The 22,229-nt window shown below is 54.7% G+C and carries 16 protein-coding genes; 12 read left to right on the top strand and 4 right to left on the bottom strand.

Translation table 11 applies throughout. The annotated features are described in order from the left end of the window. Positions 1–24 precede the first annotated feature (24 nt). From ACWWFX_RS03260 to queF, 3 genes are all read right to left on the bottom strand, one after another. A complete protein-coding gene (locus ACWWFX_RS03260; RefSeq protein WP_276223979.1) occupies positions 25–1,314 on the bottom strand; it encodes an HAAAP family serine/threonine permease in 1,290 nt (429 codons plus the stop codon). Positions 1,315–1,877: 563 nt separating this feature from the next. After that, positions 1,878–3,242: a nucleotide 5'-monophosphate nucleosidase PpnN gene (gene ppnN / locus ACWWFX_RS03255; protein ID WP_276223981.1), complete on the bottom strand. Its 1,365-nt coding sequence runs from the start codon at positions 3,240–3,242 to the stop codon at positions 1,878–1,880. Between the two features lie 127 nt (positions 3,243–3,369). Beyond that, positions 3,370–4,215 (bottom strand): NADPH-dependent 7-cyano-7-deazaguanine reductase QueF, encoded by an 846-nt coding sequence (gene queF / locus ACWWFX_RS03250; protein ID WP_473223209.1) that lies wholly within the window; start codon positions 4,213–4,215, stop codon positions 3,370–3,372. A gap of 68 nt (positions 4,216–4,283) precedes the next feature. Here queF and syd point away from each other — a divergent pair, with 68 nt between their 5' ends. The 8 genes from syd (at position 4,284) to ACWWFX_RS03210 (ending at position 12,842) form a co-directional block, all read left to right on the top strand. Further along, positions 4,284–4,829: a SecY-interacting protein gene (gene syd / locus ACWWFX_RS03245; RefSeq protein ID WP_015963227.1), complete on the top strand. Its 546-nt coding sequence runs from the start codon at positions 4,284–4,286 to the stop codon at positions 4,827–4,829. A 681-nt stretch (positions 4,830–5,510) separates the two neighbouring features. Further along, a complete protein-coding gene (locus tag ACWWFX_RS03240) occupies positions 5,511–5,840 on the top strand; it encodes a YqcC family protein (protein WP_473223208.1) in 330 nt (109 codons plus the stop codon). After that, positions 5,840–6,616 (top strand): tRNA pseudouridine(65) synthase TruC, encoded by a 777-nt coding sequence (truC, locus tag ACWWFX_RS03235; RefSeq protein WP_276223990.1) that lies wholly within the window; start codon positions 5,840–5,842, stop codon positions 6,614–6,616. Before ACWWFX_RS03240 ends, truC begins: the two co-directional genes overlap by 1 nt. Positions 6,617–6,637: 21 nt before the next feature. Further along, the gene (locus ACWWFX_RS03230) at positions 6,638–7,081 is read left to right on the top strand and encodes a flavodoxin (RefSeq protein WP_473223207.1); all 444 of its coding nucleotides are present in this window, start codon (positions 6,638–6,640) and stop codon (positions 7,079–7,081) included. Between the two features lie 479 nt (positions 7,082–7,560). Next, positions 7,561–8,919, top strand: a complete 1,359-nt coding sequence (gudP, locus tag ACWWFX_RS03225; protein WP_276223993.1) for a galactarate/glucarate/glycerate transporter GudP — start codon at positions 7,561–7,563, stop codon at positions 8,917–8,919. Beyond that, positions 8,916–10,271 carry an enolase C-terminal domain-like protein gene (locus ACWWFX_RS03220; RefSeq protein ID WP_473223206.1) on the top strand — a complete coding sequence of 452 codons (1,356 nt, stop codon included), beginning with the start codon at positions 8,916–8,918 and terminating at the stop codon, positions 10,269–10,271. The genes gudP and ACWWFX_RS03220 overlap by 4 nt, the downstream gene beginning before the upstream one ends. 3 nt (positions 10,272–10,274) lie before the next feature. Then, positions 10,275–11,612 (top strand): glucarate dehydratase, encoded by a 1,338-nt coding sequence (gudD, locus tag ACWWFX_RS03215; protein WP_442961953.1) that lies wholly within the window; start codon positions 10,275–10,277, stop codon positions 11,610–11,612. An 84-nt stretch (positions 11,613–11,696) separates the two neighbouring features. Next, positions 11,697–12,842: a glycerate kinase gene (locus ACWWFX_RS03210; protein WP_473223205.1), complete on the top strand. Its 1,146-nt coding sequence runs from the start codon at positions 11,697–11,699 to the stop codon at positions 12,840–12,842. An 81-nt stretch (positions 12,843–12,923) separates the two neighbouring features. Here the strand turns inward: ACWWFX_RS03210 and barA are convergent, their stop codons facing one another. After that, positions 12,924–15,677, bottom strand: coding sequence for a two-component sensor histidine kinase BarA (barA, locus tag ACWWFX_RS03205; RefSeq protein WP_276223999.1), 2,754 nt, complete (start codon positions 15,675–15,677; stop codon positions 12,924–12,926). A gap of 56 nt (positions 15,678–15,733) precedes the next feature. Here barA and rlmD point away from each other — a divergent pair, with 56 nt between their 5' ends. The 4 genes from rlmD (at position 15,734) to pyrG (ending at position 22,201) form a co-directional block, all read left to right on the top strand. Beyond that, complete coding sequence (rlmD, locus tag ACWWFX_RS03200) at positions 15,734–17,032, top strand: 23S rRNA (uracil(1939)-C(5))-methyltransferase RlmD (RefSeq protein WP_473223204.1); 1,299 nt, start codon at positions 15,734–15,736, stop codon at positions 17,030–17,032. 50 nt (positions 17,033–17,082) lie between these two features. Next, positions 17,083–19,317 (top strand): GTP diphosphokinase, encoded by a 2,235-nt coding sequence (gene relA, locus ACWWFX_RS03195; RefSeq protein ID WP_276224003.1) that lies wholly within the window; start codon positions 17,083–17,085, stop codon positions 19,315–19,317. Positions 19,318–19,422: 105 nt separating this feature from the next. Continuing rightward, positions 19,423–20,214 carry a nucleoside triphosphate pyrophosphohydrolase gene (gene mazG, locus ACWWFX_RS03190; protein WP_473223203.1) on the top strand — a complete coding sequence of 264 codons (792 nt, stop codon included), beginning with the start codon at positions 19,423–19,425 and terminating at the stop codon, positions 20,212–20,214. 349 nt (positions 20,215–20,563) lie between these two features. Next, positions 20,564–22,201 (top strand): glutamine hydrolyzing CTP synthase, encoded by a 1,638-nt coding sequence (pyrG, locus tag ACWWFX_RS03185; RefSeq protein ID WP_253897762.1) that lies wholly within the window; start codon positions 20,564–20,566, stop codon positions 22,199–22,201. Positions 22,202–22,229: the final 28 nt, after the last annotated feature.

Here is a 22,229-nt window from a genome sequence, read left to right as displayed (position 1 = left end):
CGCCCGAAGGCGGCGCGGGGGATATTAGCTGAACAGAGAGTAGAAGATAGCGGAGATAGCAATCAGCCCCATAATCACAACGAAGACGTTGCTGATGTGGCCGCTGTATTTACGCATCGCCGGTACTTTCTGAATCGCATACATCGGCATCAGGAACAGAATCATCGCGATAATCGGGCCGCCCAGGGTTTCAATCATACCCAGGATGCTTGGGTTCAGGGTCGCCACAATCCAGGTGGTAACCAGCATGAACAGCGCAGTGATTTTGTTCAGTTTGTTGATTTCGATGGATTTGCCTTTGCCGCGCAGAGACTTAATCACCATCCCGTTAAAGCCTTCACGTGCACCCAGGTAGTGGCCCAGGAACGATTTAGTGATAGCGATAATCGCGATGATTGGTGCCATCCATTCGATGAAGGAGACGTTAAAGTGGTTCGCCAGGTAAGACAGAATCGAGATGTTCTGTGCTTTCGCTGCTGCCAGGTCTGCCGGAGTCAGGCTCAGTACGCAGCTGAAGACGAAGAACATTACCGTCAGCACCATCATGACGTGTGCGCATGCCAGGATTTTAGAACATTTTTTCTCCGCACCCTGACCGTATTCTTCACGTTTCGCTACGGCGAAAGAGGAGATGATCGGCGAGTGGTTGAAGGAGAAGACCATGACCGGAATAGCCAGCCACAGCGTCATCCACAGACCGTTGCCGGTAGAGGAGGCAGAGCTAAAGGACAGGGTTTCCAGCGCCGCACCGCTCCACTGAGGGATGAGGTACAGAGCCAGCAGCATCAGGGCTGCAACGAACGGGAACACCAGAATACTCATCGCCTTAACAATCATCTGCTCACCGAAGCGAACGATGGTCATCATACCGACGATCAGAATCAGCGACAGAATCGCACGCGGTGGTGCAGTCATCTGCAGCTGGTGCGTCATGAAGCTTTCTACGGTGTTGGTGATGGCTACGCTGTATACCAACAGAATCGGGTAGATAGCGAAGAAGTAGAGCAGGGTAATCAGTTTACCTGCGCCTACGCCGAAGTGTTCTTCAACAACTTCCGTGATGTCTTCGCCCGGATTTTTACCGGACAGCACGAAGCGGGTCAGGCCGCGGTGTGCGAAGAAGGTCATCGGGAAGGCAAGGATTGCCATGATAATCAGCGGGATCATACCGCCGACGCCTGCGTTGATCGGCAGGAACAGAACGCCCGCGCCGATTGCTGTACCGTACAGACCCAGCATCCACATGGTATCTGTTTTGCGCCATCCGCTAGCGGATTGTGTTGACGCGATGGTGCTGGTTTGAGTGCTTTCCATCTGTATCTCCTGGAGGACTAAAATTGCCGGTTTTTAGTTAAATCCAATGGAATTAAGACCGACAGTAATATGAAATCTTTTCAGTGACGGTTTTTTTATGATTTTCCACCCATCACTACGACGGGGCGGAAAGATACATTTAACTGATGAATCTATCAGTGATCATGATCCCAAATGTAATAATTCACTCCTCTTCGCTGTGTTTGCAGTTCATCTGCCTGTGATTGTTATTTGGGCAGAAATTTATGGGCGCGAAACCTAGCATTAGCAGTATGGTTGGTAAATAGGCAGGAGTGTAAATACGCGGTTTGCACTAATAAAAGTGTCAAAAATAGCGTTTTAGACGGTTTATTTATCTTTGTTGTCAATAATTCACGCTTTGCTGAGTACGCAAACGATTGAGGGAAAGTGATTAACGATAAGGGATTGTTGTCATTTTTTGTTCAACGCCGTTAGCACATGTGAGGGGATAAACGAAACGGGGTGGCGTTTTATGCTAATGGATTCAATGGGCAAGAAGGGATAAGTCGCCCGACGAGCGGGCGACGGCGTGACAGGCCTTATCAGGCCATGATTTCGTAGCAAGGGATATAAGCGGAACCTGGCAGTTTCATACGGTGCTGGGCGACAAAACCCTGCAACAGGTCGTCCATACGGCGCATCATCTCTTTATCGCCGTGGATCTTATACGGCCCATGCTCTTCGATGGCGCGGATACCCACTTCCTTCACGTTACCGGCGACAATACCCGAGAAGGCGCGGCGCAGGTCAGCGGCCAGCACTTCAACCGGCTGGTCCGGATAAAGCTTCAGGTTCGCCATGTTTTCGTGAGTCGGTTCGAACGGCATCTGTAGGTCTGGCGCGATTTTAATCGACCAGTTAAAGCTGTAAGCATCACCCGTATCGCGACGATTTTCTTTCACCAGCGGCATCGCTTTCTTCATCTGACGAGCCACTTCCGCCGCATCGTCGATGATGATTTTGTAGTGGCGCCGCGCGCTCTCACCCAGCGTATGGACGATAAACTCATCCAGCACGCGGAAGTAATCGGCGCTCTCTTTCGGGCCGGTGAGGATGAGCGGCAGTACCTGATTTTTATTCGCCGGGTTCATCAGAATTCCGAGCAGATACAGCAGCTCTTCCGCCGTACCGACACCGCCGGGGAAGATAATGATGCCGTGAGCGATACGGACAAACGCTTCGAGACGTTTTTCGATATCCGGCATAATAATCAGCTCGTTAACCAGCGGGTTAGGCGGCTCAGCAGCGATGATTGATGGTTCAGTCATGCCGATGAAACGGCCTTCTTTGTAACGCTGCTGCGCGTGACCAACCGCCGCGCCTTTCATTGGCGCTTCCATCGCCCCCGGGCCACAGCCGGTACAGATATTCAGCTCGCGCAGGCCAAGCTGATTCCCCACGCGACGCGCGTAGAGGTATTCGTTTTCGTTAATGGAGTGACCACCCCAGCAAACGACCATGCTCGGCGCTTCGCCGACGTGCAGCGCACGCGCGTTACGCAGAATGCTGAAGACCAGGTTGGTAATATGCGTGGAGCTTTCCAAATCAAGATTCGGGAAGCGTACGGCGTTATGAATCTGGCCGTAAACGAACAGGATATCGCGCAGCACGGCAAACAGGTTCGCCTGCAACGAGCGAATAATATGGCCATCAACGAACGCCTCTTCCGGCGGGTTGATGAGTTCCAGCTTCACGCCGCGCTCGCGGCGCAGCACGTTAATATCGAAATTCTCAAAACGTGACAGCAGTTCTTTACTGTTATCGGTCAGGCTGCCTGAATTCAGTACCGCCAGCGAGCAGTTACGAAACAGATGGTACAGGTCGCTGCTGGCCGTGCGTTTAAGCATGTCGACTTCCAGCTGCGACAACATATCCATTGAGCCAAGCGGGCTAATATGTGTAATCAAGTGAGCTCCTTACGGGACGAGAATCGTCTTCCCTGCTGATTACAATAGCCTTGCCTGTAGGAATACTACAACCATCCTGTGTGGGAGAATGGTTGCAAATTGAGAAATTATTTAGGTTTGTGCGAGCTTACTGCCTGACCAGTCGCCCAATCGCCGGCACAAAGTCCGTATTCGAACGCCATGGGTTAATGTCCAGCCCGCCGCGACGGGTATAGCGCGCATAGACGCTCAGGCTTTCCGGCTTACAGAAGCGCAGAATATCGCTAAAAATACGCTCGACGCACTGCTCGTGGAACTCATTATGGTGACGGAACGACACCAGATAACGCAGCAGCTTTTCGCGGTCAATCTGCGGCCCGCGATACTGGATTTGCACCGAGCCCCAGTCTGGCTGATGGGTAATCAGGCAGTTGGATTTCAGCAGATGGCTGACCAGCGTCTCTTCCACACTCTTGCTGCCGGTTGAGTTCAGCAGGTAATCGGCATTGAACTGATAGTTATCAATCTCGATATCCTGATTATCAATGCAGGTGCCGTGGAAATGGGCGATAGGCTGCCCTTCAATTTCATCCAGACGATAAAGCGAAACGGTGGCGTCGCCCTGCGCGCAGGCGCTGAGATCGCGCTCCAGCGTATGGCGGACATCTTCCCATGAGCCAAAACGCGTCTGGTTAAAACTGTTCAGGTAAAGCTTGAAGCTTTTGGACTCAACCAGGTTAACGGTGGTATGGCTCAGCTCAACGTGACCCACCGCCACCTGCGGCAGCCCTTTGGCGTTAAGCCAGGAGAGTTCATACAGCGTCCAGATGTCGGCGCCGTGGAACGGCAGCGTGTCGGCATGCAGGCCCAGCGGATCGCGGTTCAGGCTACGCGGAACGCCCTGTAATAACCCGGCATCGTAAGTGTCGCGGTAATCCGTTGATTTACCAAGCGTCAGGCCCGTCAGCGCCTGATGATTCTCATAAGAAGACATGTTTCACCGTTATAAAGCAGGTAGACTATGCGCCAAGTGTAACCTGACTAACCAGAAGAGAGAAATCGGTGGACCATCAGACCGCAGAAGCGCTTAAAGCCTTTACCCAACGTTATTGCGACGCCTGGCAGCAACAGAATCACTGCTGGCCGCGCAGCGAAGAGCTGTTTGGCGTAGCGTCTCCCTGCATCGTCAATACCACCGACGACGCGGTTTTTTGGCAACCGTTGCCGTTTAGTGGTGAACAGAATGTAAATGGCGTTGAACGTGCGTTGGACATTGTGGTACAACCACCCCTTCATACTTATTATACCACTCAGTATGCTGGCGACATGGAAGCCCGTTTTGCCGGACAACGACTGACGCTGCTACAGGTATGGAGCCCGGATGATTTTCGTCGCGTGCAGGAGAATCTGATCGGCCATTTGGTCACTCAGAAACGCCTGAAGCTTTCGCCGACGTTGTTTATCGCCACGCTGGACAGTGAACTGGACGTAATTTCCGTCTGTAATCTGACCGGCGAAGTGGTTAAAGAGACGCTCGGCACCCGCAAGCGCCAGACTCTCGCCCCCTCTCTTGAGAGCTTCCTCAACCAATTAGACCCCGATTTGTAATCCAGTTTGCCCGAATGCTTGTGAGAGATCTCTTACAAGCCTTGTAGGAGATCGCCAGGCTGTAAGTAGGACAGCTACTGATCGATTATTATGTTTTCCTTATAAATCAGTTTATTAAGATTTTTCTTAGGCTCTTTCATATGAAAATGTCCTTACAGGATTGCCTGAAGGGCCCTTGTAAGACGGGGCGGAATAAGCGATTCTATGTCCGTCGACAAGGAGTCGCACAGTGAAGTGAACATCAGGATGATGACACTTCAAACAGGACACACCAGGACGGTGCTTCAGGGATAGGCCTCAGGATGAGGTAAGTGGATACGCCAGGATGGTGTTACAAGGAAAGGCTTCAGGACGAGGCAAAAGGATAACGCAGGACGCGTTAAAGGACACCTCCAGGACGGAGAATGAGAGCCAGACAGGATGCCTGGTGGAGCAAGAAGTTCAGGACATACTCAGGGATTGGGTAGATTCGCATCGGGGTGGTGTGAGCAGGACGCAACAGTTTACGGATGAACAGGCCGCAAGGCCGTAGGAAAAGTTGTCACGGACGAGCAGGGAGCACGAAAAGTAGCTGGAATGCTGCGAAACGAACCGGGAGCACTGTTTATACAGTGCTCCCTTTTTTTGTTTTGCGTTCGGCTGGTGTATCCTGCACGCGATTTTGTTTCTACCGAGGTAGCCATGACCCTTCACGATAATTTGCGCGAACAACTTCAGGCCATTGAAGCGATGCTGCGTCTGCATCAACACTGGCAGGACGAAGCGCCGCATGCCAGCAAATTTACCAGCGACCAACCTTTTTGCATGGACACGCTGGAGCCGCTGGAGTGGTTGCAGTGGGTATTGATTCCGCGCATGCATCAATTGCTGGATAACGGCCAGCCGCTGCCGCAAAGTTTTGCCATTGCGCCGTATTATGAAATGGCGCTGGATGCACAGCATCCGCAGCGCGAGATTATTCTGCTGGAGCTGCAAAAGCTCGATGCCTTTTTTGCCGATGACGCTAACTGATGCTGGAAATTATTTATCAGGATGAGTGGCTGGTGGCCGTCAACAAACCATCCGGCTGGCTGGTTCACCGCAGCTGGCTGGACCGCGATGAAAAAGTGGTGGTGATGCAAACGGTGCGCGACCAGATTGGCCAGCACGTGTTTACCGCTCATCGCCTCGATCGCCCGACTTCAGGCGTTCTGCTAATGGGGCTCTCCAGCGAGGCGGGGCGTTTGTTGTCTCAGCAGTTCGAGCAGCATCAAATGCAGAAGCGCTATCATGCGATTGTGCGCGGCTGGCTGATGGATGACGCGGTGCTCGATTACCCGCTGGTGGAAGAGCTCGACAAAATCGCCGATAAATTCGCGAAAGAGAATAAAGATCCGCAGCCTGCGGTGACGCACTATCGTGGGCTGGCGACGGTCGAAATGCCGGTCGCCACCGGGCGCTACCCAACGACCCGTTACGGGCTGGTTGAGCTGGAACCGAAAACCGGGCGCAAGCATCAATTGCGCCGCCATTTGTCCCATTTGCGTCATCCTATTCTTGGCGACAGCAAGCATGGTGATTTGCGTCAGAACCGTAGCGCGGCGGAACATTTCGGCTGCCAGCGTCTGATGCTGCACGCCAGCTCGCTTTCGCTGACGCATCCGTTTACTGGCGAACCGCTTACGCTGCGCGCCGGGTTCGACGAGACCTGGATGCAGGCCTTGTCACACTTTGGCTGGCGCGGGCTTCTCCCCGATAACGAAAGGGTTGAGTTTGTCGCCAACAGCGGTCAGGATGAGAACATCTGAAAGTAAACAGGGAGTTAAATCATGGCTGAAGTAGGGATTTTTGTAGGCACCATGTATGGCAATTCGCTGTTAGTCGCCGAAGAAGCGCAGGCGATTCTGGGCAATCAGGGCCATACCGCCAAAGTGTTTGAAGACCCGCAGGTCAGCGAGTGGGAAGAGTATGTCGGCAAATACGTGCTGGTGGTGACCTCCACGACCGGGCAGGGCGATTTGCCAGACAGCATCGTGCCGCTGTTTAACGATCTCAAAGATATGTATCAGCCGCATCTGCGCTACGGAATTATCGCGCTGGGTGACAGTACCTACGCTAATTTCTGCGGCGGCGGGAAAACGTTTGATGCGTTGTTGCAGGAACAGGGCGCGCAGCGTATCGGCGACATGCTGATGATTGACGCCAGCGAAGATCCTGAACCAGAGGGCGTGTCGAACCCGTGGGTTGAGCAGTGGGCAACATTGCTTAAGTAAGGTGTCGCCCTCTCCCTACGCAGAGGGCGTTCCCTTAAATCGCCAGTTCGCTGCACTAGCAGCTTTCACTATCTTATTCCTCATTTTCGCCACCTGCCTCGGGCGAATGCCAATATTTGCCCATTTAATAATGGGTTAGCGCAGGGCGTTTTCACTGCGTCAAGAGAGCTGTTTCACACTCTGCCTTCCTCTGTGTTTGTAACGTGCTCTTCCCGCAAACAGTTTTCATTTCCGTGAGGTATCTTCCAGCGCGTTGTGCATAAGCCATAAATCTCTTTTATTTACCGCGTGAATGCTGTGAAGATGCACGGTGAGCCACAGGTGACCTCTTTTTATACTTCCTGAGCCAGTTATAAAACGCAGTCAGCAAGACATAACGACACACTGCGATAAAAACACAAATACGTCATTCTGATTACCCTACAGGTTGTGCTGTTCAGAGTGAATGTAGCCGAAAGCTATAATTCAGGAGTACAACAATGAGTTCATTAAGTCAGGCTGCGAGCGGGGCGGAAAAGCGCACCAATGCTCGTTACTGGATAGTGGTGATGTTGTTTATTGTCACATCCTTCAACTACGGCGACCGCGCCACCTTGTCTATTGCCGGTTCGGAGATGGCGAAAGATATTGGCCTGGACGCGGTGGGTATGGGTTACGTTTTCTCCGCATTCTCATGGGCCTATGTTATCGGCCAGATACCGGGCGGCTGGCTGCTTGACCGCTTTGGTTCAAAACGCGTTTACTTCTGGTCCATCTTTATCTGGTCCATGTTTACCCTTTTGCAGGGCTTCGTCGATATCTTCAGTGGTTTTGGCATCATTATCGCCTTGTTTACCTTACGTTTCCTGGTCGGCCTGGCGGAAGCGCCTTCCTTCCCTGGCAACAGTCGAATCGTCGCGGCATGGTTCCCGGCGCAGGAGAGGGGCACGGCGGTGTCGATTTTTAACTCCGCACAGTATTTCGCCACCGTTATCTTTGCGCCAATCATGGGTTGGCTGACCCATGAAGTGGGTTGGTCTCATGTGTTCTTCTTTATGGGCGGGCTTGGGATCGTTATCAGTTTTGTCTGGCTGAAGGTGATCCACGAACCGAACCAGCACCCGGGTGTGAACCAAAAAGAGCTGGATTACATTGCCGAAGGTGGTGCGCTGATCAACATGGATCAGGCGGGGGCAAAAGCCAAAGTGCCGTTCAGCGTGAAGTGGGGGCAAATCAAGCAGTTGCTGGGTTCTCGCATGATGATTGGCGTTTATATCGGCCAGTACTGCATCAACGCCCTGACTTACTTCTTTATCACCTGGTTCCCGGTTTATCTGGTGCAGGCGCGCGGCATGTCGATTCTGAAAGCGGGCTTCGTGGCCTCCGTTCCGGCAATTTGCGGCTTCGCGGGCGGCGTGCTGGGCGGCATTATTTCCGACTGGCTGATGCGTCGTACCGGTTCGCTGAACATTGCGCGTAAAACGCCAATCGTCATGGGCATGCTGATGTCGATGGTGATGGTGTTCTGTAACTATGTGAACGTTGAGTGGATGATCATCGGCTTTATGGCGCTGGCCTTCTTCGGTAAAGGCATTGGCGCGCTGGGCTGGGCGGTGATGGCAGATACCGCGCCGAAAGAGATAAGCGGTCTCTCGGGCGGCCTGTTCAATATGTTCGGCAACATTTCCGGCATCGTTACGCCAATTGCAATTGGCTATATCGTCGGTACCACGGGCTCGTTTAACGGTGCGCTGATTTATGTCGGTGTGCATGCGCTGGTGGCGGTACTGAGCTATCTGATACTGGTTGGCGACATTAAACGTATCGAACTGAAACCTGTTGCGGGGCAATCATCATGACAACGCAATCCAGCTCAGTTATAGCGGACATGAAGGTCATTCCGGTCGCCGGGCATGACAGTATGCTGCTCAACATCGGCGGCGCACACAACGCGTATTTCACCCGTAATATCGTGGTGCTGACCGATAACGCCGGGAATACCGGCGTGGGGGAAGCGCCGGGTGGTGAAGTGATTTACCAGACGCTGGTGGATGCGATACCGATGGTGTTGGGCCAGGAGATAGCCCGGCTGAATAAAGTGGTTCAGCAGGTGCATAAGGGAAACCAGGCGGCAGATTTTGACACCTTCGGCAAAGGCGCGTGGACATTTGAACTGCGGGTTAACGCGGTGGCAGCACTGGAAGCCGCGCTGCTCGATCTGCTCGGCAAAGCGCTCAATGTCCCGGTTTGTGAACTGCTGGGCCCTGGTAAGCAGCGTGATGCGGTGACCGTGCTGGGCTATCTCTTCTACGTTGGCGACCGTCGCAAAACCGATTTGCCGTATCTGGAAAGCACCCCAGGCAACCATGACTGGTATCATCTGCGTCATCAGGAAGCGCTCTGCAGCGACGCGGTGGTGCGCCTGGCAGAAGCCTCGCAGGATCGCTACGGCTTTAAAGATTTCAAACTGAAGGGCGGCGTCCTGCCGGGCGAACAGGAAATTGAATCCGTGAAGGCGCTGAAAAAACGTTTCCCGGATGCCCGTATCACCGTCGATCCCAACGGCGCCTGGCTGCTGGATGAAGCGATTTCCCTGTGTAAAGGCCTGAACGATGTGTTGACCTACGCGGAAGATCCGTGCGGCGCTGAGCAGGGTTTCTCCGGGCGAGAAGTGATGGCGGAATTCCGCCGTGCTACCGGCCTGCCGGTCGCCACCAACATGATCGCCACCAACTGGCGCGAAATGGGCCATGCGGTGATGCTCAATGCGGTGGATATCCCGCTGGCCGACCCGCACTTCTGGACGCTCTCCGGCGCGGTGCGTGTCGCGCAGCTGTGCGACGACTGGGGCCTGACCTGGGGTTGCCACTCCAACAACCATTTCGACATCTCGCTGGCGATGTTTACCCACGTGGGCGCTGCCGCACCCGGTAACCCGACGGCGATTGATACCCACTGGATCTGGCAGGAAGGCGACGCGCGCCTGACCAAAAATCCACTCCAGATTACCGACGGCAAAATTACCGTTCCCGATGCGCCTGGACTGGGCGTAGAGCTGGACTGGGATCAGGTGCTGAAAGCGCATGACGCCTACAAAAGCCTGCCGGGCGGTGCGCGTAACGACGCCGGCCCGATGCAGTATCTGATCCCCGGCTGGACATTTGACCGCAAACGTCCCGTTTTCGGCCGCAACTCATTAAAAAAGGACTGAATCATGTCTCACTATTCAACGCCAGTTGTTACTTCCATGCAGGTCATCCCGGTTGCGGGCCACGACAGTATGCTGATGAACCTGAGCGGGGCGCACGCGCCGTTCTTTACCCGCAACATTGTGGTGATTAAAGACAATTCCGGCCACACCGGCGTGGGGGAAATCCCCGGCGGCGAGAAGATCCGCACCACGCTTGAAGATGCGATCCCGCTGGTTGTCGGTAAAACCCTGGGCGAATACAAGAACGTCCTGACGCTGGTGCGCAATACCTTTGCCGATAGGGATTCCGGCGGTCGTGGGCTGCAAACCTTCGACCTGCGTACCACCATTCACGTGGTCACCGGTATTGAAGCGGCAATGCTGGATTTGCTGGGTCAGCACTTAGGCGTAAACGTGGCGTCTCTGCTGGGCGACGGTCAGCAGCGTAGCGAAGTGGAAATGCTCGGCTATCTGTTCTTCGTCGGCAACCGCAAAGCCACGCCGCTGCCGTATCAGAGCCAGCCGGATGAAAAGTGCGACTGGTACCGCCTGCGTCACGACGAAGCGATGACCCCGGATTCCGTGGTACGTCTGGCGGAAGCAGCGTATGAAAAATATGGTTTTAACGACTTTAAACTGAAGGGCGGCGTGCTGGCCGGGGAAGAAGAGGCCGAGTCGATTGTGGCGCTGGCAAAACGTTTCCCGCAGGCGCGCGTCACGCTTGACCCGAACGGCGCATGGTCGCTCAACGAAGCGATTAAAATTGGCAAATACCTGAAGGGCGTGCTGGCGTATGCGGAAGATCCGTGTGGTGCGGAGCAGGGCTTCTCCGGACGTGAAGTGATGGCGGAATTCCGTCGCGCAACTGGCCTGCCGACCGCGACCAATATGATTGCCACCGACTGGCGTCAGATGGGCCACACGCTTTCGCTGCAATCTGTCGATATCCCGCTGGCGGACCCGCACTTCTGGACCATGCAGGGTTCGGTGCGCGTGGCGCAGATGTGTCATGAATTCGGCCTGACCTGGGGTTCACACTCCAACAACCACTTTGACGTTTCGCTGGCAATGTTCACCCACGTGGCCGCTGCCGCGCCGGGTAATGTTACCGCGATTGATACCCACTGGATTTGGCAGGAAGGAAATCAACGTCTCACCAAACAACCGTTTGAAATCAAGGGCGGGATGGTGCAGGTACCGACTACGCCGGGTCTGGGCGTTGAACTGGATATGGACCGCGTTATGCAGGCCAACGAGCTGTATAAAAAACACGGCCTTGGCGCACGCGACGACGCGATGGGCATGCAGTATCTCCTCCCGAACTGGACGTTCGATAATAAGCGCCCTTGCATGGTGCGTTAAGCAAAATGCCGATCCCTGCCGGGGTCGGTATTTTTTCTGATTCAGATGTAAGATCATGGCACTCCCGACGCATAAGGACAGCCAATGAAGATTGTAATTGCACCGGATTCGTACAAGGAAAGCCTGAGCGCGCTGGAGGTGGCGAGTGCCATCGAGCGGGGTTTTCGCGAAATTTACCCCGACGCGGATTACCATAAACTTCCCGTTGCGGATGGCGGTGAAGGTACCGTCGAAGCGATGGTTGCCGCTACTCAGGGGCGTGTCGTCGAAGTAGAGGTTACCGGCCCGCTGGGCGACACGGTGCAGGGTTTTTACGGCCTGTCTGGCGATGAGCAAAGCGCCTTTATCGAAATGGCGGCGGCCAGCGGGCTGGAGCTCGTTCCAGGCGACAAACGCTGCCCGCTGACTACAACATCCTGGGGAACCGGGGAGCTGATTCGCCACGCCTTAGATGCGGGCGTAAAGCATATTATTATTGGCCTTGGCGGCAGCGCGACCAATGACGGCGGCGCAGGCATGGCGCAGGCGCTGGGCGTGAAGCTGTTAACGGCGGATAACCAGGCCATTGCCCCCGGCGGCGCGGGGCTGGAGACGCTTGAACGTATCGATATCAGCGAGCTGGATGCACGTCTGGCTGAGTGTCGTATTGAGGTTGCCTGTGATGTCACCAACCCACTGACGGGCGAAGAGGGCGCATCCGCCGTGTTTGGCCCGCAGAAAGGCGCAACACCCGAGATGATTTCCCGACTTGATGCGGCGCTTGAGCACTATGCGCAATGCGTGAAGCGCTGTCTGGATATTGACGTGCTGGCGCTGGAAGGGGGTGGGGCGGCAGGCGGAATGGGCGCGGCGCTGTATGCATTCTGCGGCGCAGAGCTTCGCCCTGGCATCGAAATTGTTACCGACGCGCTGCATCTTGATAATCTGGTGGCTGACGCTGACCTGGTGATTACCGGGGAAGGGCGTATCGACAGCCAGACCATTCACGGCAAAGTACCGGTAGGCGTGGCGCGCGTGGCAAAGCGCTATAACGTGCCGGTCATCGCGATTGGCGGCAGCCTGACGCCGGATGTCGGCGTCGTGCATGAACATGGGTTAGATGCGGTGTTTAGCGTGCTGTATCGCATCTGCACGCTGGAAGACGCATTGCGGGATGCCGAAGATAATCTGTTTATGGCGGCGCGGAATATCGCGGCGGTGCTGAGGATGGGGCAGAGATTATCGCTGTAAAATGCCGGATGGCGTTAATGTTCATCCGGCACTAAACGTAGGCCGGATAAGCGTTAGCGCCATCCGGCAAAGGCTATCTTCTCATCCCAACATCTTCTTCGTTTCGCGCGTCACGTTGTCCATCTCATCCAGCAGTTCCAGAAACTCAGGCTCCAGATCTTCCGCAGGCGTTCCGTTGCGCAGTTGCCCTTCAATCAAATGACACAAGTGTTTCAGGCGCGGCACGCCGCTGTAGCCGCAGCTACCGTGCAGCTTATGAATGGCGTCCACCAGATTTTCCGGCTCTTCCCCCACCAGTTGCTCTTCCACCTTGTTACGTACCTCTGGCAGGAAGGCGACCAGCATTTGCAGCATCTCGCGTGCAAGGTCCGGTTTATACGCGGCCTGACGCAGTGCCAACTGCCAGTCGAGCGTGGTGTTGAGATCGATTGCAGGTTCTACGGGCTCAGACGCGGTCGGCAGCGTCGCCGCAGATAGCCCCGGTTTGTAACGCAGCAGAAGATTGCGCAGCTTATCTTCTTCGATGGGTTTCGCCAGATAATCGTTCATACCCGCGCTCAGCAGTTTTTCTTTCTGCCCGGCCATGGCGTGCGCGGTCACCGCAATCACCGGCGTTTGCTGCTGATGCGGCAACTGACGAATCAGTTCGCAGGCGCGAATACCGTCAATATCCGGCATCTGAATATCCATCAGAATCAGGTCAAACTGCATTTCGCGGGCGCGCTCAATCGACTGCTGACCGCTCTCGCACAGCTCAACATGCTGAACCTGGTCGCCGAGCAGCGCGCCAATCAGCTTAAGGTTGGCCGGGTTGTCATCTACCGCCATCACCGTCATGGCGATGCGGGCGTCGTCATCCTGAAGTTCCAGCGCGGGTTGCGTTGTGCGGCAATAATCTGTCAGCGCAGGCAGCAGACGCGTTGAGGTTAGCGGTTTCAACAGGCAGGCAGCGGCCCCCTCTCTTTTCAACGCTTCTGCATCAACCTGCGCATGGCAAGGCAGCGCGAGGAGCAGGTAATCGGTCATTGCACGGGCCTGCGACAGCTTCTCACGATGATGCTCCAGGTCGCGTACCGAAACCGGAATCGCTATCAGCATGATGTCGTAATGCTCAACCGGCAGCGCGGAGAAGGTCTGGCTGTAAATGACCTCCAGTGGTGTCGAGGCCAGCATATCCAGCGTGGCCTGCGCAGCGGCTGCGTTCGCTTCTACGTACGCCAGGCGCTTGCCTTTCAGGCACTGTGTGGATGGCCCGTCCGAGAGAACATTCGGATTGAGATCCAGATTGATATTGAACCAGAAGGTTGAGCCGCGATTTGGCTGGCTGTGGAAGGAGATATCCCCGCTCATCTCTTTCACCAGTTTCTGGGTGATCACTAACCCCAGCCCGGTGCCGCCGTGGCGGCGAGAAATACTGGCGTCTGCCTGACGGAATGCCTGGAACAGCCGCGACTGATCGCGCTCCGGAATACCAATTCCCGTGTCGCGGATTTGCACTTCGATCTGTACTTTATTGTTGCTGAGCGCGCGTTTCTCAACCAGCACGTCAATGTTGCCGTGTTCGGTAAATTTAATCGCATTACCGACCAGGTTGGTAATCACCTGCTGTAAGCGCAGCGGGTCGCCGATGACGTTATCCGGCACATCGTTTTTGATGTTGAGGGTCAGCTCCAGCCCTTTATCGTGGGCGGAGTGAGCAAGCAGCGTCACCACTTCATCCAGCGAGTTACGCAGCGGGAACGGAATGCTTTCCAGAATCAGTTTACCGGCTTCCAGTTTCGAGAAGTCGAGAACATCGTTGATGATCGCCAGCAGGTTATTCGCCGAACGCTCAATGGTATTCAGGTGGTCACGCTGAGTGGGATTCAGCTCGCTTTTCAGCGTCAGACGGGTAAAGCCAATCACGCCGTTGAGTGGCGTACGCAGTTCGTGTGACATATTGGCAAGAAATTCAGACTTAATACGCGCGGCTTCCTGAGCGCGCTTTTTCGCCAGATCCAGCTCGACGTTCTGAATTTCCATCTGCTCCAGCGTTTCACGCAGGTCAGAGGTGGCCTGGTCAACGTTGTGCTGCATCTCCTCATGATATGCCGCCAGCGACATTGCCATCGAGTTAATGCCGTTTTTCAGCATATCCAGCTCGCCCAGCATAAAGCCTTCCACGCGGCTATCGAGTTGCCCGCGCCGGATGCGGTCAACCGTGTTCACCATGTTGCGAATCGGCCCGGTCACATCGCGCATTAAACGCCAGCCGAAGATCAGCGCAATGCCGATACAGAACAGCATCATCACGCTGGAGATGAAAATCTCTTTGTACTGCTGAAGCCGCACGGAGCGGAGATCCAGCTCCAGCGCGACGTAGCCCAACATATTGACCGGAGTTTTTGCCTCTGACTGCGGGGATTCATCCGGTGAATAGTGTTCTGAGATAATCGGCGTGCGTAAAATCATGATGTCGCCGTGGCGCACTACGCTCAACCGTCGCGGGAAAGGCTGCCCGTTGGGCAAGCGCAGTTCGGTCGGGTCGAGCTGATAGTTCGAGGTCACGAACAGTTTGTTATGTTCGTCATACACCGAAATTGCCCGCACGATATCAGAGTGACGGCGATGCAACACGCTGATGAGCTGGCCAATGGATTCGCGGTTCTGCAAATTCATTCCATATTCGCTGGAGACGGCAAGCGGTTCGATAATGCTGGCGCCAGCGTCTTCGAGTTGACGCTGCAGGTCGTTATAGCGGTGAACGACAAAGAAGATGCTGAGCAGCAAACCGATGAGTACGGTCGGGGCCAGGATCAAAATCATCATGCGCGCACGCAGGCTGTAGTTGGTCATGAAGGTCCGTTGTGGGAGAATCAGGGTAATATGTTTGATTGAGAAAAATCTCTACGATGGCGCAATTCTACTCTGCAAAACGGCGCGTGACGACGCGCCAGATCATAACTGTGACAGTCAGTGACCTCGATCCCTTTGGTCAGGGTGTTGCGCGTAACAACGGTAAGGCGCTATTTATCAATGGATTATTTCCTGATGAACGCGCGGAAATTACCCTGACGGAAGATAAAAAACAGTATGCCCGTGGGCAGGTAAAACGGCGCTTAAGCGACAGCCCGGAGCGTGTAGAACCGCGTTGCCCGCATTTTGGCGTCTGCGGCGGGTGCCAGCAGCAACACGCCTCGATTGCACTACAGCAGCGCAGTAAACAGGCCGCACTCGCGCGCCTGATGAAGCGCGACGTAGAAGAGATGATTGCGGCCCAGCCCTGGGGCTACCGCCGCCGTGCGCGCCTGAGCCTGAACTACCAGCCTAAAACGCAGCAGTTGCAGATGGGTTTTCGCAAAGCCAACGCCAGCGATATCGTCGATGTGGTGCAGTGCCCCGTTTTGGTGCCCACTCTTGAGGCATTGCTGGTGCCGTTGCGCGAATGCCTGAATACGCTGCAAGGCAAACGCAGCCTGGGGCACGTTGAGTTAGTGAGCGCTGACAACGGCCCGCTAATGGTGCTTCGCCATACCGCGCCGCTGAGTGAGCAGGACAGAGAAAAACTGGAACGCTTTTCGCATTCTTCAGGTCTTTCCCTGTATCTCGCGCCCGAAAGCGAGATACTTGAACGCGTAAGCGGTGAAGTGCCCTGGTATTCCTCAGACGGACTACGCTTAACGTTCAGCCCGCGCGACTTCATTCAGGTGAACGATGGTGTAAACCAAAAAATGGTCGCCACTGCGCTTGAATGGCTCGATATACAGAAAGAGGACCGCGTGCTCGATCTTTTCTGCGGCATGGGCAACTTCACGCTGCCGCTGGCAAAACGCGCCGCCAGCGTCATTGGCGTAGAGGGCGTTCCGGCGCTGGTGGCGAAAGGCCAGGAAAATGCGGCGCTGAATAATTTACAGAATGTCACGTTTTTCCATGAGAATCTGGAAGAGGACGTAACGCGTCAGAGCTGGGCAAAGCACGGCTTTGACAAAATTTTACTCGATCCTGCCCGCGCAGGCGCACCGGGCGTGATGCAACATATTATAAAATTAGCGCCAACGCGGATGGTCTATGTGTCCTGTAACCCCGCTACGCTTGCGCGTGACAGTGAAGCGCTTTTACGTGCGGGTTACCAAATTCAGCGTATGGCAATGCTTGACATGTTCCCGCACACTGGGCATCTGGAATCAATGGTGTTGTTTGAGCGTAAGTAATAATTGTGGCTTGTCGACTTCGACAGGCCCGGTCCCTTAAGGAGAGGACAATGGTTGCGGTAAGAAGTGCACATCTAAATAAAGCTGGTGAGTTTGACTCACAAAAATGGATCTCAAGTCTGGGAATTACCAGCCAGCAGTCGTGTGAGCGCTTAGCCGAGACCTGGGATTATTGTCGACAGCACACCCAGAATCACCCGGACGCCGAGCTTCTGCTCTGGCGCGGCGTGGAGATGGTAGAGATTCTGTCGATGCTCAGTATGGATAACGACACCCTTCGCGCCGCCTTGCTGTTCCCGTTGGTGGACGCTAACGTAGTTTCCGAAGAGGTGCTTGCTGAAAGCGCCGGGAAATCCGTCGTCACCTTGATCCACGGCGTGCGCGATATGGCAGCCATTCGCCAGCTGAAAGCCACCCACACGGATTCCGTTTCCTCCGATCAGGTCGATAACGTGCGCCGCATGTTGCTGGCGATGGTGGACGACTTCCGCTGCGTGGTTATCAAGCTGGCAGAGCGCATTGCCCATCTGCGTGAAGTGAAAGACGCGCCAGAGGATGAACGCGTTCTGGCGGCGAAAGAGTGTACCAACATCTACGCGCCGCTGGCGAACCGACTCGGTATCGGCCAGTTGAAGTGGGAGCTGGAAGACTACTGCTTCCGCTATCTGCACCCGGCAGAATACAAGCGCATTGCCAAACTGCTGCACGAACGCCGTATCGACCGCGAACACTACATTTCTGAGTTCGTGGGGCATCTGCGTGCCGAAATGAAAACCGAAGGCGTGAAAGCGGAAGTGTACGGGCGACCAAAACACATCTATAGCATCTGGCGCAAAATGCAGAAAAAACAGCTCGCGTTTGATGAGTTGTTTGATGTGCGCGCGGTGCGAATCGTCGCCGAACGTTTGCAGGACTGCTATGCCGCGCTGGGGATAGTACACACTCACTATCGCCACCTGCCGGATGAGTTTGACGACTATGTCGCCAACCCGAAACCGAACGGTTACCAGTCCATCCACACCGTGGTGCTGGGGCCTGGCGGCAAAACAATTGAGATTCAGATCCGTACCAAACAGATGCACGAAGATGCTGAGCTGGGCGTCGCCGCGCACTGGAAATACAAAGAGGGCACGGCGGCACCTGGCCCGCGTAGCGGCCACGAAGACCGCATCGCCTGGCTGCGTAAGCTGATTGCGTGGCAGGAAGAGATGGCCGACTCCGGCGAAATGCTCGACGAAGTGCGCAGCCAGGTCTTTGACGACCGTGTCTATGTGTTTACACCGAAAGGTGATGTTGTCGATTTACCGGCAGGCTCGACGCCGCTTGATTTCGCCTATCACATTCACAGCGATGTCGGCCACCGCTGCATTGGCGCGAAAATTGGCGGACGCATCGTGCCGTTCACCTATCAGTTGCAGATGGGCGATCAGATTGAAATCATCACCCAGAAGCAGCCGAACCCGAGCCGTGACTGGCTGAACCCGAACCTGGGCTACGTCACAACCAGTCGCGGGCGTTCGAAAATTCACGCCTGGTTCCGTAAACAGGATCGCGATAAAAACGTGCTGGCCGGGCGTCAAATTCTGGATGACGAGCTTGAGCATTTGGGCATCAGCCTGAAGGAAGCGGAAAAACATCTGCTGCCGCGTTACAACTTCAACGACGTGGAAGAGCTGTTAGCGGCGATTGGCGGCGGCGACATTCGTCTTAACCAGATGGTCAACTTCCTGCAGGCGCAGTTCAACAAACCGAGCGCGGCAGAAGAAGACGCGGCGGCGCTGAAACAGTTGCAGCAGAAAACCTACACTCCGCAAAACCGCAGCAAGGACAATGGCCGTGTGGTGGTGGAAGGCGTCGGTAACCTGATGCACCACATTGCTCGCTGCTGCCAGCCCATTCCGGGCGATGAGATTGTGGGCTTTATCACCCAGGGGCGCGGTATTTCCGTTCACCGTGCCGACTGCGAACAGCTGGTCGAACTGCGCGCGCATGCGCCGGAACGCCTGGTGGACGCCGTGTGGGGCGAAAGCTACTCGGCGGGTTACTCGCTGGTGGTGCGCGTCACGGCGAACGACCGTAGCGGCCTGCTGCGCGATATCACCACCATCCTCGCCAACGAAAAGGTCAACGTCCTCGGCGTCGCCAGCCGCAGCGATACCAGGCAGCAGATGGCGACCATCGACATGACCATTGAAATCTACAACCTGCAGGTGCTGGGCCGCGTGCTTGGCAAACTGAACCAGGTGCCGGATGTGATAGACGCGCGGCGTTTGCACGGGGGGTAAATTCTTCCAGGCCGGATAAGGCGAAGCCGTATCCGGCACTATCGCAACGCCGGATGCGGCTTCGCCTTATCCGGCCTATATCTTTTCAATTTTCCAGGATTTTACATGGACCAAATCACCCGCCTTCTCACCATTATGCAGCGCCTGCGCGACCCAGAAACCGGCTGTCCGTGGGATAGAGAACAAACCTTCAGCACCATCGCGCCATACACCCTCGAAGAAACTTACGAAGTGCTCGACGCTATCGCCCGTGAAGATTTTGACGACCTGCGCGGCGAACTCGGCGACCTGTTGTTCCAGGTGGTGTTTTACGCCCAGATGGCGCAGGAAGAGGGACGCTTCGACTTCAACGATATCTGCGCGGCCATCAGCGACAAATTAGAACGCCGCCACCCGCATATCTTTGGCGACGCGACCGCAGGCAACAGCAGCGAAGTGCTGGCGCGCTGGGAGCAAATCAAAACCGCCGAACGCGCTGAAAAAGCGCAGACCTCCGCGCTGGATGATATTCCACACAGCTTCCCGGCGTTAATGCGCGCGCACAAAATTCAGAAACGCTGCTCGGCGGTTGGCTTTGACTGGGACACGCTCGGCCCGGTGCTGGATAAAGTGCATGAAGAAATTGACGAAGTGATGCACGAAGCGAAGCAGGCGGTGATTGATGAAGCCAAACTGGAAGAGGAAGTGGGTGATTTATTGTTCGCCACGGTGAATCTTTCACGCCATTTAGGCGTAAAAGCCGAAACCGCGCTGCAAAAGGCCAATCTTAAATTTGAACGCCGTTTTCGTGAAGTTGAGCGAATCGTCGCCGCCAGGGGCCTGGAAATGACCGGAGTAGACCTGAATACCATGGAAGAGGTATGGCAGGAGGTAAAACGACAGGAACATGATCTCTAAGGAAATTTCGCGATCAAGCGCAATTTGTGTGATTTTTTAAATGACAAGCGCTTGATTTGCGTCAAAAACATTTAGCCAAAAGCGGCTATTTTCTCACTCCTTATCTCTGTTGAGACTCCGTGCTGAGATGCATTCATCACTTATTCGTGAGACATCAAGGTGATAACGGAGTAATTCTCTGGGTGAATAGCAGTGTAATGCCCTGTTTAACCCGAAGAAAACCAACATTAACGCGGCCTGAAGAACATAGGGGAGGGAGAATGAAAGTTTGTGGCGCTCGTCATGTTCGGGTATACTGTTTTCCCGTCCTGGTTATTCCATCGTTTCACCCTAACTTCTCAGGTTCAGCATGACAACGAACTATATTTTTGTGACCGGCGGGGTCGTATCCTCTCTGGGTAAAGGCATTGCCGCAGCCTCCCTGGCAGCCATTCTTGAAGCCCGTGGCCTCAACGTAACCATGATGAAATTGGATCCGTACATCAACGTCGATCCAGGCACCATGAGCCCGATCCAACACGGCGAAGTGTTCGTTACTGAAGACGGCGCTGAAACCGACCTGGACCTGGGTCACTACGAGCGTTTCATCCGCACCAAAATGACTCGCCGCAATAACTTCACGACCGGCCGTATCTACTCAGATGTCCTGCGCAAAGAGCGCCGTGGCGACTATCTGGGCGCGACCGTACAGGTTATCCCGCACATCACTAACGCTATCAAAGAACGCGTACTTGCTGGCGGTGAAGGCCATGACGTTGTTCTGGTTGAAATCGGCGGTACCGTAGGTGATATCGAATCCCTGCCGTTCCTTGAAGCGATTCGCCAATTGGCGGTTGATATTGGCCGTGAACACGCGCTGTTCATGCACCTGACCCTGGTGCCTTATCTGGCGGCGGCGGGTGAAGTCAAAACCAAACCGACTCAGCACTCTGTGAAAGAACTGCTGTCCATTGGTATTCAGCCTGACATCCTGGTTTGCCGTTCCGATCGTGCGATTCCGGCTAACGAACGTGCAAAAATTGCATTGTTCTGTAACGTGCCAGAAAAAGCCGTTATTTCGATGAAAGACGTCGATTCCATTTATAAAATTCCAGGCCTGTTGAAATCTCAGGGGCTGGACGATTATATTTGTAAACGATTCAGCTTGAACTGTCCGGAAGCTAACTTGTCTGAATGGGAACAGGTTATCTATGAAGAAGCCAACCCGGCAGGCGAAGTGACTATCGGTATGGTCGGCAAGTACATTGAACTGCCGGATGCCTATAAATCAGTTATCGAAGCGCTGAAACACGGTGGCCTGAAAAATCGTGTAACCGTCAACATCAAACTGATCGATTCGCAAGATGTTGAAACACGTGGCGTCGAAATTCTGAAAGATTTAGATGCTATCCTGATTCCTGGTGGTTTCGGCTACCGTGGTGTCGAAGGTAAAATTGCTACCGCACGCTATGCGCGTGAAAACAATATTCCGTATCTGGGCATTTGCCTGGGTATGCAGGTTGCGTTGATTGAGTTTGCACGTAACGTGGCGGGTATGGATAACGCCAACTCTACGGAATTTGTGCCAGACTGTAAGTACCCGGTTGTGGCGCTCATTACCGAGTGGCGTGATGAAGAAGGTAATGTTGAAGTGCGTACCGAGAAGAGCGATCTCGGCGGCACCATGCGCCTGGGCGCACAGCAGTGCCAGCTCTCCGACGATAGCCTGGTTCGTAAGATGTACAATGCGCCAACTATCGTTGAGCGTCATCGTCACCGCTACGAAGTCAACAATATGCTGTTGAAACAGATTGAAGCTGCAGGTCTGCGCGTTGCGGGCCGTTCCGGGGATGATCAGTTGGTCGAGATCATCGAAGTTCCGAATCACCCGTGGTTCGTTGCTTGTCAGTTCCATCCGGAGTTTACTTCTACACCTCGTGATGGGCACCCGCTGTTTGCAGGCTTTGTAAAAGCCGCCAGCGAGTACCAGAAACGTCAGGCGAAGTAAGTAAAAAAGTTAGAACGGCAACGCCCCA

It is taken from the genome of Pseudocitrobacter sp. 2023LY-00077 (assembly GCF_055796175.1).
Note: the sequence above shows the minus strand (reverse complement) of the source record. Positions and strands in the feature narration are given on the sequence as shown.